The following is a 13,672-nucleotide window of genomic DNA, read 5'->3' as shown; positions in this document are numbered from 1 at the left end:
GAGATCGCCTCGCGCCATGACTGACGGCCTATCAAGAACAGACCTCGGCGCGCAGGCGATCTCCCGAACTCGTGATCCGAACGCCAGACAGGACCTAGGTGGGTAGGCGTCCGGCGGAACTGGTTCAGGTCGATACCGAGGCGGCGACACATTTCCGGCATTTTCGAGTGTCCAAGGCCCTCGCCGGCGGTCGGCTCTTCGGTGCCGCGCTAACTGGTCGAGGCGTCAGCCAGCGATCGAAAGGCGCCGCACTGCAGGGACGGGAAAGCAAGAGTTCGGCCATTACAGGCCCGGCCTGGCGGCACCGGCAAAACGAAGAAGCAGGCCACCCCCCATCGCCTCATGACCGCTTTAAGCCATCACCGAATGCGAAGAGCGACGGGGGTACGACTTACTTACCCGCGAGTATTCCTACAGCGGTCCCGCCGCTTCGACATGTACGCGACATTACAGAGCGCGGTCGACGCAGGACGACAAAACTCTAGCGGCGAGGTCTGACAATCCATTGCCACTTCCCCTCGTCAACCTCTTATTGACCATTCACGATTGGCCTGATCTCACTGCTTCATCGTGACGATGAACACTCAGTTATGCCTGTCCCTGCTGGTGACGAGGGCGGCCCAGTGGACGCCGAGAACAGAGCGGTGACTTGATACATCTTCCGGAAGCCATGCAGGAAGGTTTCCGCCCGGCAGCATTGTCAGTGCCGTCCTCCAAGATGCCCGCATGAGCCTCACCTCCCATCTCAAAGAGCCCCACTCCCCCATTTCGCGCTTTCTGGCGGAGCAGCTTCCCGACACCAGGGCCGTCCTGGCCGACTACCGCAAACGCTTAGCGCGCTTTCCCGCCCCACAGAGGCCGCAGGCGAAAGCAGGCATGAAGCCCGAGTACCGGATGCTCGGCCACACCATCGACCACCGCCTGCGCATCTCTTTGGGAGCACCCACCGGCTCCCCCATCAAAGAGGGCATCGTGCGGGCCGTTCTCGACGACGACGGCTGGCCCAGCCCGGAGGTGATCGGCGCCGTACAGCGGGCCGGCGACACCATGGTGAAGGAGCTGGCCCAATACGAGAGCGACGCGGGACAGCCTCTCTGCCTTTCTGATGCGGCCGAAGACCGGCTCATCCGTCTGTGCCATGTCGCCTCCAGCTTCGAGGCGATCTTCCGTCACTGCGGCTGGATGCGCGGGAACACTCTCGGTCTGTGCACCCCCGAGGCGACCTTGGACGATCTCACCGATGCCGTCGCGGACTACGTGGTCGACGACATCCGGCAACAGATGGAACTCGCCTCCCGCCCTGGCCCCTTCGAGAAGATGCGGCTCCTGCCCGCCACCGCCCGGGTCTGCGGCCCCGTCTTCGACGGCAGCCTCCAGGTCGGCGGCGCGGACGCCGACTTCATCCTCGACGGCGCACTCATCGACTGCAAGGCAACCATCCGCCCGGAACGCATCAACCGCGCTGAGATCTACCAGCTCGTTGGATACCTGCTGCTCGACTACAGCGACGCACATGCCATCTCCAGCGTCGCGCTCTACCTTTCACGCCAGGGCGCGCTCATCGACTGGAGCGTCGAGGACTTCCTCGGCCTGCTCGGCGCACGGCACGAACTGCCGGCCCTGCGGGACGCGTGCCGTCACACGCTGACCGACGGCCAGCACGGCAGCCCGCTGCCTCGCCTGGATCCTTTCCGTCCACTCCCCCGGCCCCGCTCGGCGCCCGCCCAGCAGTCACTGTTCGACGAGCTGGACTGAGCCTGGCCGAGGGCGGCTGCAGGAACTGCCTGCAGCCGCATGCCAATCGCCATTGCGGGCTTTGGCCGGCGCAGCGATCCGGCAGGGGGCTTGTGCTGCTCGAATCTGTCCTCAGGGGCGGCTTCTGCTAGACATAGCTGGGGACGCGCTCGTAGTACCGGTAGTGGTCGGCGTCATATGAATCGCTTCCGCGATCGACCCGCCTGAAGACGATGTCGAAGTGATCGAATAGACCGTCGTCAAACGACACCCCGTCTGAGCCAAGGTGCCGGAGCAGCTTGTGCTCGTTCATCGGCGGTTCGATCTCCTCCCGCTCCCAGCCGCGGGGGCCGTACAGGTAGTCGAAGTACCAGGTGAATGCGCCGTGCTTGTCGTCGTAGAAGACGCCTCGGGGGCGGATCTCATGGCCGACGGGCAGCTCGATCGAGGCGGCCTTGTCGAGACGTTCGGTGACGCTGCCGAGCTGGAAGCCGAGTGCGCTGCCGTGCCGGTTGGCGATGCGGATGTAGAAGCCCTGCGTGATGCCGATGAAGCGGTTCGGTTCCCCCGTGGCGAAGACCCTCCATCCACTGGCCTCGGCGCTCACGGGGAAGAATCGCTGGGCCACCGCCCACCCGCGCGGGGTGGTCAGCATGCGCTCCAGCTCCACCCCGTCCCAGACGTGGGTGTGCACGCCCTTGCTCCGCTCTATCGCTTCCAGACGGGAGACTAGGGCGCTCGAAGGCTGGGTGGAGCAGACGAGGAGGAACCCGTCAGCCTCATGATGCGCAACAGTGTCCACAATGCCGCCGGCGCTCCCGACGTCCTCACCGCTGACTGAGCGTCCTGCACCGCTCCTGGCGTGCGCCATGTGCTTGCACGAGACGACCCAAATGCGCGTCTTCGACCCCAGCAGTGCGTCCCCCGACTCCTCCAGCAGGAGGTCGCGCCCCCCGTCCGCACCCCGACCGGACCACCTGGCCCGGTAGCCGAGAGCCAGGGCGAGTTCCCTGACCATCAACTCCAGGTCTTCGCCGTCCGGCGCCAACTCGTGAAAGTCCAGCATCCTGCTCCCGTCAGTGGGTGAAGTGTCCGTTCGTATGATGCAGGAGACCTGCGCCGGCAGGCCGACCGCCCCGAAAGGCCGGTCAGAAGGCGACGCGGTGATCGTGCCTGCCGGCGTCGCTCCCCCTTCGGGCAACGGGGCACGCCATGATCCGCTTGCGCGGCAGGCCACGGGCATGTCCGGCCGCGAGGCGTGGTTCACCGTGACATCAGCCAAAGGAACAGCCCGGTCATGGCGGTGCTGCCGGCCGCGTACGCGGCCCCCCGGATCAGTGCGAAGCCTGCGGTGTGCAGCAGGCGCCTCCTGTCGGCCGGAGGCGGTGTGGCAGCGCATCGGCCTGAAGCGTGGTCCGGCCAGACGTGACCGTCCGTGCGTACCGTGTCCCGCAGGTCTGACCACGGCGCAGCATGGCCAGACCGCTCTCTACCTTGATCACACGCATCTCCGCCCGGGTGAGGTCGCGTGCACGCCCGTACCTTCAGCAGGCATTCCGGCCTCTGCGTGACCGAGGGCAGTACTGGCAGACCATGCCTTTGCTCCGGTTGGCCACGGAATCTTCGGCAGCATGTCCCTGCGTGCACAGCCACCACACCACGCTCCCGCTATGCGGTGTCACGTCAGTTGGCAGGAGGGTCCCGTTGAGGGTCGGATGCCACTGCGCGGCAAGGTCCGGTCTTCGTGCCGCGAGAGAGGTGGTCTCGGTGGCGTAGCGGCCGGAGCAGAAGCCGCATCCGGTTCCCTTGCCGACGCGCTGGTCGATCTTGGCGCGCCATGTGTGTCCTGCGGCGCACAGCCACCACACCTCTTTGCCGGAGCCGGCGGTGACCTGCGTCGGAGTGAGCTCGCCGTTTCGGCGCGGATGCCATTGCTCGGCGATGTGGGGGAACTGTGCTGCGAGGGATCTGGCTCCGTGGTCTCGGGCGCGTAGCGCGTTGACGGCGCGGTCTGCTTTTTCCTGGGCGACGAGTCGGCCACCGGCGATGTACGCTGCGGCCGCCTGGCGCGCAGCGGCCGCAGGAAGGAAGTCCTCGTCGATCATTTTCTGCAAGACCACTGCGGCCACCTGGAAGGGCTTCGCGGCTCTCGGTGCCGTGGTGTCGCTGGGGCCGGTCAGGGGCAGTGGGCGCTCGCGCACCCTGATCACTTTGTAGCCGGCGTGTTGCAGCCGCTCTGTCTTCTCCCGGTCGCGTGCGCCCGTGTTCTTGTGCCAGTAGGAGCCGTCGTACTCCACGGCGATGTCGCCGAGGATCATGTCCACCCGCAGGCGTTGCCTGTGGGGCGTGCTCAGGCGCGCGTCCCGCCTGAGCGGTGCAAGGTGGCCTTCCAGCACGTGGCGGAGTTCGGCGAAGGCTCTCAGCTCCACCTCGGACACGCCGGTGAGGCTGCATTGGTCGCATGAGCTTCCGGCGGACCGTTTGAAGACCATGGCACGCCATTCGTGGCCGCTGGCGCAGCGCCACCAGGCGTTGCGCCGTGCCCCGTAGGGGATCTGCTCCGGAGTCAGGTCTTTGTTGCGGGTGGGATGCCACTGCGCTGCGAGTTCCGGGTGCCGTGTGGCGAGGTCGTTGCCGTACCCAACCTTCTGATTGGAGCAGTACGGGCATCCGGAGTGCCTGGCGGTGCGGTTCGCTACGACGGCCTGCCACTCATGACCGCAGGATCCCAGCCACCAGACCTTCCGGTTTGACTTGGGGGCGATGCGGTTGGGTTGCACGTCGCCATTGCGGGTGGGGTGCCATTCGCCGGCCACCTCGGGGACCTGAGTCGCCAGGTCGTTGCCGTATCCCACCTTGCGGTTCCCGCAGTATGGGCACCCGCATCCGCGGCTCCTGCTGTGGACCACGGCCTGCCACTCGTGGCCGCACGCTCCGTGCCACCATGCCTTTCGGCTTGACCCTGCTGCGACCGAGTCCGGGGTGAGGTCACCGTTGCGGGTGGGATGCCACTCGCTGGCTACCTGTGGGGCTGCCAACCTGAGGCTTGTCCCCCTTGCCTGTCCTCTCTCGGGATGGTCGGTTGCCGGTCGGCGTGCAGAGGTCATAGCCGTGCAGGCTAACTCCCGACACTGACAGTTGCTTTCACCGTTCTTTGCGGCCGCCCGCCCGCGGGAACGCAACTGAACCAATGGAAGGGCTCGGTGCGGTGGGAAGGCGGCAGCCGCGTCCGCCGAAAGCACGTGCGCGGCACGGAATCGCCGGCTGACGCATGGTGCAGACGTCGGCTCTGGGGCGCTGTGCACGGTCGTGCCTTCAGGAGACGCCCCGGTTTCTAGAACTGCCCCACAGACGCTGGGCCAGGCGGTGGCAGCACCTGCAGTCGCTGGTAGCGCCGTCGCTGTGCGCGATACGCCGCGAGCAAGAGCTCCGCCATACCTCGCCTGGATGTGCACGCGCACCTAAGGACGGCGCTTTCAGTGCTGTTTCGTCTGGCGCCAGATGTTCTGATAGGCCCGGTAAAGATCCCGCAAGGCACCGGATGGTCTCTCGGGCCAGGCGGTTTTGATCTGCCGCTCCCCCCAGCAGAGGGTGACGATCGCACGGCTGGCCGCATAGCGTCGAAGGAGGTCGGCACGTAGATACAACAGCCCGCCCGAGAAGCCGGAAGGGGCCGCGAAAGACCGCGCGGCGAGTGCGCCGGAGGGTTCGCACTGGTCGAAGCCCGCCGGGAGAGCACGCAGGTCGAAAGCCTGTGAGAACAGCCGGCTGGGGACGTAGGCGGTCGCCTGGTTCTGGCTGCTGTGGTGGGACTCCCAGGTGAAGTGGTGGGCCAGCCGCTCGAAGGGGAGGTCGGGCCGGTCGTAGCGCGGTGTGCCGCTGTACAGGTCCTCGGTGGTCAGTCCCGGTTCAGGTGCAGCGAACCGGGTGTGCCATGGGATCTCACCGGCGAAGACGTAGTACTGGGCGGGCAGGTCGATCATGTCTCGGCCCGGGTGGGGCGAGGCATCGAACACCTCTAGGAGGTCGGTCAGGTTCTCCTGACTGACGAGGACGGTGTTGAACAGGCCGAAGGCGTTGCGCCCGGTGGTCACATCCTTGGTGTCGATCTCTGCGTGCACGAGCAGCCATGGGCCTTCGTCCTCATCGAGCCGGGCCGGCGTAAGGAAGTCGTCTGGCACGTCGGCGATTCCGTGGCGCAGCCATTCGAGGTCGTCGGTTGGTGTCCGCGGCGTCCAGGTGCCGAGCGGGACCGGGACCGGTTGCGGGGGCTGGGGGAAGGTCGGGTCGATGTCTACTTCGAGGTCCTCGGGTGGCTGGCCGCGGTCGGCGAGCATGCCCGCCATGGTGTGGTAGCCGATCCAGCCGTACTTCTTGCCGTAGCGGTCGATCCGGCCGCCGGGGGTGTGGCGCTGGCGAGAGGCTGCTGAGGTGATGCGGTTTTCGACCTCGTCGAACAGGCCGGGGCGCCAGCCCAGTGCGTGCACTACGCCGAGGACGACAGCGGTGGCTTCCCGGTGGCCGGGGTGGGAGTCGTCGTAGTTGTTGCGGTCCGGGAACAGGCGTCCGAGGGTGTAGTTGCCGAAGTCCATGCCCAGGGTCGGGCTGACGTCGTCCCGGCGTGGGTCGCCCTCGGGCAGCGGGGTGATTGCCGGTGCTGCGGTGAAGGTCAGGGGTAGTTCGGCTGCGGCGGGCACCGTGGCGGGATACCAGCGGTGGGCGAGGTCGAACGTTGAGGAGACGTAGTACCGGGTCAGGGCGTGGAAGATGGGGTGGGTGGCCCGGGGCCCGGTGTAGGCGTTCAGCAGTCCTGCAAGGTAGTCAGGCAGGGCGGCTTCCAGGTCCGGGTCATGGAGAGGGTGGGCCGTCGCGACGCCGTAGCAGGCGGCGACCATGCGTTCGCCGACGTAGGCGTCGTTGACGGTGATCGCTTCCAGGGTGAGGGTGAACAGTCCGCTGATGTCGTGTCGGCCGTACCAGTACAGGGCGGCCGTGGCGGCGTCGCGGAGGTCGCGGTCGGTGCTGGTCAGCGTCCACATCAACCCCCGGGCCCGCAGTCGGTCGGTTTCCGCGCGGTGCGGATGGTCGCGCCAGCGTGTGGCCAGGGCGGTCGTGTCGGCGAGGAGGGGGCGGCTGTGGGCACGCTGCCACTCGCTCCAGCGCAGGTCGCGGTCGGCGACGGCGCGGTCACGCAGGATCCGGTTGAGGAAATGCGCGTTGAGGGGGTGCCCGGGGGCTGCGCGGGTGCTGTAGAGCCGCTGAAGGATGTCGTTTCTTCCGCGGAGATCGTCGCAGTGGGTGGCGAGGGCGTCCACGGTGGCGGAGTCGAGGTGGTCTGCTTCAAGCCGGGCGGCGTGCAGGAGGGCACGCAGGCGGAGGGGTGCGGCGACGGACTGCCACAGTTGCGCGGCGCCGGCGCGGGGCAGGACACCTGCCAGGGCCTGGAAGATGTCGGTGGCGAGCGGATGGCGTTCGTTCGGTTTGCCGTTGAAGCGCGCCGTGGTGGTGTCTTCTCTCAGCAGTTGGTCGATGCCCCTGCCGTGGGTATGCACCAGACTGGCGGCGATGACGTGTCCGGCCATCAGGTCGTAGACGAACGACCAGGCCGTGCCGCCCGCGTCGTCGGGGTGGCGCAGGAGGACGCCTTCGTGTTCGAGGGCTGCGAGAAGGCTCTCCTGCCAGCGGCGATAGGGGTCCTGGCAGAGCTGCTTCGCCTGGGTGTCGGGAAGGTCGCGGGCTTGGTTCTCCCACAGGGCGTTTCCCAGCGCGTCGAGGGCTTGGTTGACGTCGTTGGGGTGGATGGACGGAATGAGTTCGTAGACGCGGCGAGCGGCGGAGGTGAGGAAGTCGCTGAAGATTCCGGTGAGGGAGCTGGGCAGGCCCGCCGCACTGACGGGTTGTCTGCGGTCCCGGTTGGCTGCGGTGCAGTAGATCTTCAGTGTCAACGGATGGCTGAGGAGTTCGCGCGGCAGGTCTGCACCGCCGGGTTCGATTTTGTAGTGGGTGAAGTAGCGGGCGATGGCTTTGTCGAGGTCCTCGTCGAATCCGTCGAGCTCGAGGATGTCGTTCACGCCGGCGGGGATGGTGTCGTCGAGGAAGGCCTCGCGGACCGTGCACACCACGAGCACGGACGGGTACCGCTTGAGGGTCACCTGCAGGCTACGCAGCAACGGCGGCCACATGGTGGGGGTTTCAGCCTCGTTCAGGCCGTCGATGACGATGGGCAGCCGGCATCCGGCGCGTTGTGCGGCCGCATCGACGGCGGCGAGGAGTTCCTCGAAGGAGGCCAGGGGCTTACCCGCCGCGGTGATCTGACCGGCGAGGTCGTCGAGGGTCTGGCGGGCGCTCAGGCGCCTGCCGTAGAGCAGGACACCGGCGGGGCGTGCCGCTGTCGGCGCGGTGAGCGTCGCGGACAGTTGTGTTTTGCCGAATCCGGCGTCGCCGGTGACGACCGCGAGTCGGGTCGACAGGTGATCGGTGACGTGGTGAGCGAGAGCGGCGGCGTCGCGGATGTGGGCGATCAGGTTTGTCAGCGGCAACGCGGCAGCGTGCCCCAGGGCCCGTAGCCGCCGGAGCACGGCGGGCTGCGCCAGGGGGGCCGGGGGCACGGTGCGGTCTGTGGCGCCGAGCAGCGGGGAGGGGCAGCTGTTGCGGATCTGCTGGTGTGCCTCGTGCAGGAGTTCGGAGATGTCTCGTCCGGTGGCGACGATCGTCGCGGTCTCCTCGGCCAGCGGGGCCGGCAAGGTGGTGGCCGCGTCGTCGAGGGCCGCTTCGAAGCGGGTGACGTTGTGATGCGTGTCGCTCAGGTCGTCCCACGCGTCGGGTTCGGCGAGCATCCGCCGAACCCGGTGCTCGGCAGCCGATGCCTGATGCACTTCAGGAATCCAGCGTTCGCCCGCCTCGGCGGCGGCCCGTTCATGCTGTTCGGCCAGACGCTGCGGGGTCAGGACGAGGGAACCGAAGTAAGACTCGCGCAGCAAGACGGCGTCGCCGACGAAGAGATGGTCGAGTTCGACCTCCGTGGCCAGGTGCAGCTGCATCCGGGTGGGCAGACCGCGGAACCACGTCTGGTCGCCGGCAGTGAGGGGGTGCCGGGTCCACAGCACGAAGTCGGTGATGCCCGGGAAGTGCTTCTCGGTCTTCTCGAGGGAGTCCTCGACATCGGCTCGGCGGCCGGCGCCGATGGCGCGGCCCGCGGGGATGTCCCACCACTTGGTCTGCCACCCGAAGCAGCGACCGGGCCCACCGAGCGGGCAGGCGGGCTGGTCGATGTCGAGGTGGAACTCGACCCCCGGCTGCTGGGCCAGGGCGATGAAGCGACCGTAACGAGCGTATGCGTGGGTGACGGCACCCCGGCACAGCAGCTCGAAGTTGTCCCGGCGGCTTCCCGGCAGCGCGGTGAACTTCTCCCAGTCCAGCCCGGTCATCGGATCGTTCGCCCCCTATTCGCCCCGGCCTTGGCCAGTGCCGGGGTAATCGTGCGCGGAATACACCTCGATGCGGGCCCCCTTGTCGAGGAGGACCTTCAGCAGCGCCTGGACATCGGTCTCATCGGTGGTCACCACGATGGAGTCGCCCTCGCGTCGCATGGTGAGGTCGTACAAGAACTGCTCGAGCTCACGCGGCCCGATGCTGTGGAGGTTGAGGTCGCTCAGCAGTTTCAAGACCTCGTCACTGAAGCGGTCGTCCGGCTCGCCGACGATCAGGCGGCCGGCTTCCTCCTCCGCTTGCAGAGCCTTCGTGAACTCTTTGATGACGGTGTGGGCTCGTTCAGCGGCAGTGGCGTCCTTGAACCGGCCGATCATGACAAGGTTCATGGAGTGCTCGGTGCCGTACCCGTACCAGACCTTCATGCGACACCCTTCTGCTGCAGGCGGTCGAGCGCAGCGAGTACGCCGCGGTCGTCGACCGGTTCGCCGGCCGAGTGGTAGGAGGTGCGCCGCAGGGTTCCGGCGGCGTCGATGTGGGCGTAGGCGCGCAGTCCCGTCTCGCCCGGCAGCGGCTGGGCAGTCGGCAGTGCACCGCTGTCGCCCTCGCCGATGGTGAGGGCCACAGGCCCACGGTAGTTGGTGATCCACTGGTGCAGGGCGGCCACCGCGTGCGGGCTGGTGCCCGGGCGGCCGCGTGCCGGGCGCTCGGGCAGCAGCAGGAGTTCCGCGGCCCCGGTCGAGGCCGCCAGGTCGGCGACCGCGTCGAGATCCGGCAACGTGTCAGCGTTGACCACGCAGTTGAGCCCGAACCGGAACGCCTGCCCGATCCGAGTGAGCCGCTGAACAAGCTCGGCGAAAGGGCGGCCGCGCAGCTTCTCGTAGGTGGTGCCGACTCCGTCCACGCTGACGCGGACGAAGTTGACCGCTCCGGCCAGCGCGTCGATCAACTGAGGGGTGAAGCGGTGTGCGTGCGTCGTCATCGTCACCGCCAGCCCCGTGCGCTCAGCCGCGTGACGGCACACCTGCGGAAGGCGGCGGTAGAGGGTGGGTTCTCCGCCGCCGAACCCGATGCCGAGGCAGCCCTCCGCGTCCAGCTCATCGGCCCAGGCGCACAGCCGTGCGGCATCGAGCACCGCAGCGGCCTTGGGCGCGTAGCAGAACGGGCAGGCAAGGTCACACGCGTTGGTCAGGGCGATCGATACCTGGCGGGGCGCACGGGCCCACTGCGTCTGAGGGGCATCGACCTCGTCGAAGAGGACGTTCAGGCCGGTGCGACGGTCAAAGAGGTGTACCCCATCGGGGCCGGCACGACGTTTCACCGGTAGCCCCGCATCACTCGCACATCCCCTCCACGTTCCGACTCAAAGTATGACTGACCACACCGGCCCAAGTCACCCACTTCCTCACCAGTCACAGCGTCCCCGCGGTGGCATGGGGCGGGCGAAGGCCGTCGGGTCGGCCCAGAATTGAACTGGACATGGTGCACCCACCAGGATCCGATCCGGTCGAACGTGGTGGCCGCGCAGCCACATTTACGGGCGTGTGGATGCGCACCGGGTCGAGATGGAGCAGCTCTCGACGAGAGCCGCGGCAAGTAGCACGCCACGTAGAAGCCAGCGCCTGCGGCCGCCGGTCCGTCGAGACAGGTTCCGCCCCCGCGCCGCACGGCCCGGGCCGGCCGGGGGCAAAGGAAGTGTCACCACGCTGTCCAGCAGGGATGTCACGTCCTGCCACTGGTGACCTCACAGCCAAACCATCGAGCACAACTACAGAGACACAGCTCAAAGGGTCGATGTCATCAACCTGACGCTGGCGCAGTAATGACACCACTGCGCTGGCATCGCAACGGCACTTCACACCTGGGGGTCGGCATCGACAACATGAAGAAGATCCTGAAGACGGCGTTGCGCAAGCTGCGGCAGTCACTGCGGATGGACGGCTATGAGACCGCCGGGACGGCGAAGGAGGGGCACCGGTGAACTTCGGACAGGACCACGATGGTGAGCGGCACGAGCCACTCTCCCTGAGCCCGGACGAGAAGGCGGACGGCTTCGCCGCCGTGATGCGGCGGCTGAAGGGCCGTACCGCGCACGATCAGGACGAGCTGCGGGCGCAGGCCGATGCCGCGGTGCTGGGCCACGAGGCGTATGCGCTGGGCCACGACTACCGCAGGCGCGGCAACTACGTTGCCGCCAAGCGGTGGCTGCGCGTGGCCGCCGACCGCAGCGTGCCCGGCGCCGAGGAGGCCCTCGAGGAGATCGACGCCGTCACCCCGGCCGCCCCGACCACGTCCGCCGACCCGGCCGACCTCGCTCTCGGCGCGACCATCCCATCGCCCTCCGCGGACAACGAGAACTTCGGGATGTGGGCCACGGTCCTGGAATCCCTGGACGTGTCCGCTTGTGCCCAGGCGCAGGGGCGGGAGATCACCGAGCAGGCCCGGCGCACGGCCGAGGACATGCTCGCCGAAGCACGGCGGGCGATCCGACGTGAACGGGCGGACTCCGTGCGAAGTCTTGAGAAGGCGCGCCGTACGGCGGCGAGGCTGCTCTGCGAGGCAGAGCAGGTACAACTCGATGCCTGGGGGATCCAGGAGGAGGCCCGCAGGCAAGCCGACGCTCTCCTGGAGGAAGCACGCGGTCAGGCGCAGCAGATCGTCGACGAAGCCCGGATCCAGGCCGCCCAGAGCACGGCGGTGACGCGGCAGCACAACATCGGGACGCACAGCGAGGCGCCGTCCAGGACGACCGCCGGGTGGGATGCGGCAAGCGCCGCGTGCCATCTTCTGTACACCAGCTTGGAGACGGCCTACCAGGTTGCGGAGACCTCCTGCGAGGGCCGGCGCGCGAGCGAGGCGCCCCTTTGGTGGCGTCGGCCGCTTCCGCCCGCTCAGACACGTGACCTGCATACGGAGGTGGTGGACATCGCGCGGGCGATCTACCTCGGGGAGCCCGCAGTGACGTGGTTCCAGGATTCCCCGCGTACTCCCTCCAGCGGCGATTCTGCTTTCCCTGCGCATCCAGTCATCGGGCATGGCCGCGTCGTCCAAATCCCGCACGAGGTGGCGGGGCGGGTGCATTTCATGCGGCTCTGGGAGGTTAACCCGGTCTCAGCGGCAGACGGAACGTCTGCCGCTGAGTGGCGCGCGGGAACGGGATTCGCGATCCGTGTCGTGAATGTCACCAATAGTACATATGTGAACAGTAGTGCGCAGGATGCCCTGAAAGCCGAGGAGGCAGGTCATGCAGCAGGCCGCTGAGCCCCGACCTCCGCTGCCCGCCAGGCGGAACAGATCATCCGGAAGAGCAGCGAAATCCTCGGCCGCCGGGCCTGGAGTCGGCGGATATCGGCGTCGGCCAGCTCCTTGAGGACGCCTCCAGAGCCGGGCTTCCTGCAGGCCGTCGCACCCCTGCTTGTAGGGTGCCACTCCGACCGGGCCGGGTGCCCAAGCCCGCCCCGACACCGTGTACGGATCTATGTCGTTGGCGCGGTCCGGCGGCGTTTGGCGCGCTCGACCTGGCGCAGCAGCAGGTCGGCGAACTGGATGATCTCTGCCGCCTCGATCGGGTCGTCGAAGTCGACGGTGCGGTGGCTGGCAGGGTTCTTGTAGGCGCCCATGGCGCCGGCGAACAGGTTGGCGGTGGCCGCCTGTTCTCCGCCCTCGGCTTCCGCGTCGGCGAGCGTGCCGCCGGTCTTGCCGTTCTCGTGCGGCCGGAACGCTTCGCGCATCAGCTTCACTCCGACCAGGGAGTTGTCGAGTCCGGAGGCGTCGCGGACGGCGACCTCGACCGCCTTCATCGCGGCGAAGGACGCCGTCTCATAGTCCCCCAGGTCGAAGTTGGTGCGCACCGTGCCTTCCAGGTCGCGGTGGAGCGGGCCGGAGAGCCGCTCACGGGCCTCGAACCTCGTAAGGCCCTGCGGGTTCTGCGCCAGGTCCACACCGTCACAGGAGATCCGTCGGAACGCCTCGGACTGGCTGGGCTCGCGAGTCAGCAGCGCGTGCGCCTCCAGCCAGCACCAGGCATCGGACAGCCGGTTCACGAGCGCGTCCGTATCCGACTCTTCCTGGAACGCCTGCCGAGCCGAGCTCATGGTGCCCACGTACTGCAGGTATCCGGTGCTGCTGGCGAGATGCCGCAGGAGATGGAGGGCGACATCTCGCGTGGGCAACTGACGGATCTGCTCTGCCGGAACCGGCGGTATGTACTGGAAGTTCATAGGTCGACGCTACGGCGCGGCACTGACACTCCGCCGTCTTGCGGGCGAAGGCGGGGCGGGCGGTGCGAGTCGGCAGCAGGTCGTCGGACGGCGGGGAGCCGCGCGGGCGGCAGGCACGTCGCACGTGCCGGGCCCCGGCGGTGGCCAGGCCGGGCAAGGAACGCGGAAACCGAGGACGACCTCGGCGCCGCGCTGGCCGCGACCGTACTGGATGGCGCGCAGTAGTTCCTCGAGGACGGCGGGCGTCTCGTCGACGGCCTGGACGTCGACGCCCCTGCCGGTCCCGCCGA

At 67.9% G+C, this 13,672-nt stretch carries 9 protein-coding genes and 1 pseudogene; 3 read left to right on the top strand and 7 right to left on the bottom strand.

Features of this window, described 5'->3' with window-relative positions; all coding sequences use genetic code 11:
- The first annotated feature begins 726 nt into the window (after nt 1-726).
- Nucleotides 727-1,755, top strand: coding sequence for a hypothetical protein (locus ACN6LD_RS31220; RefSeq protein ID WP_383649212.1), 1,029 nt, complete (start codon nt 727-729; stop codon nt 1,753-1,755).
- 127 nt (nt 1,756-1,882) lie between these two features.
- Here ACN6LD_RS31220 and ACN6LD_RS31215 read toward each other — a convergent pair whose 3' ends face one another.
- The 6 genes and pseudogenes from ACN6LD_RS31215 to ACN6LD_RS31190 form a co-directional block, all read right to left on the bottom strand.
- Nucleotides 1,883-2,800 (bottom strand): restriction endonuclease, encoded by a 918-nt coding sequence (locus ACN6LD_RS31215; protein ID WP_383649211.1) that lies wholly within the window; start codon nt 2,798-2,800, stop codon nt 1,883-1,885.
- 478 nt (nt 2,801-3,278) lie between these two features.
- The gene (locus ACN6LD_RS31210) at nt 3,279-4,589 is read right to left on the bottom strand and encodes a zinc-ribbon domain-containing protein (protein ID WP_383649244.1); all 1,311 of its coding nucleotides are present in this window, start codon (nt 4,587-4,589) and stop codon (nt 3,279-3,281) included.
- Between the two features lie 15 nt (nt 4,590-4,604).
- Nucleotides 4,605-4,841: pseudogene (locus tag ACN6LD_RS31205) on the bottom strand (zinc-ribbon domain-containing protein); the annotation flags it as partial.
- 369 nt (nt 4,842-5,210) lie between these two features.
- Entirely contained in the window at nt 5,211-9,161 is a 3,951-nt protein-coding gene (locus ACN6LD_RS31200) for a hypothetical protein (protein WP_445044956.1), read from the bottom strand.
- Between the two features lie 15 nt (nt 9,162-9,176).
- Nucleotides 9,177-9,587: a DUF6375 family protein gene (locus ACN6LD_RS31195; protein WP_445044955.1), complete on the bottom strand. Its 411-nt coding sequence runs from the start codon at nt 9,585-9,587 to the stop codon at nt 9,177-9,179.
- Entirely contained in the window at nt 9,584-10,483 is a 900-nt protein-coding gene (locus ACN6LD_RS31190; protein WP_445044954.1) for a radical SAM protein, read from the bottom strand. Before ACN6LD_RS31190 ends, ACN6LD_RS31195 begins: the two co-directional genes overlap by 4 nt.
- A 501-nt stretch (nt 10,484-10,984) precedes the next feature.
- Between ACN6LD_RS31190 and ACN6LD_RS31185 the strand changes: the two genes are divergently transcribed.
- On the top strand, nt 10,985-11,143 hold the full coding sequence (locus ACN6LD_RS31185) for a hypothetical protein (protein WP_445044953.1): 159 nt from the start codon (nt 10,985-10,987) through the stop codon (nt 11,141-11,143).
- On the top strand, nt 11,140-12,423 hold the full coding sequence (locus ACN6LD_RS31180) for a hypothetical protein (RefSeq protein WP_445044952.1): 1,284 nt from the start codon (nt 11,140-11,142) through the stop codon (nt 12,421-12,423). The genes ACN6LD_RS31185 and ACN6LD_RS31180 overlap by 4 nt, the downstream gene beginning before the upstream one ends.
- A gap of 215 nt (nt 12,424-12,638) precedes the next feature.
- Here the strand turns inward: ACN6LD_RS31180 and ACN6LD_RS31175 are convergent, their stop codons facing one another.
- Nucleotides 12,639-13,382 carry a TIGR02391 family protein gene (locus tag ACN6LD_RS31175; RefSeq protein WP_445044951.1) on the bottom strand — a complete coding sequence of 248 codons (744 nt, stop codon included), beginning with the start codon at nt 13,380-13,382 and terminating at the stop codon, nt 12,639-12,641.
- Between the last annotated feature and the right edge of the window lie 290 nt (nt 13,383-13,672).

It is taken from the genome of Streptomyces sp. SAS_272 (genome assembly GCF_052543235.1).
The sequence above is the reverse complement of the archived record's forward strand: the minus strand, read 5'-3'. Positions and strand labels throughout refer to the sequence as shown.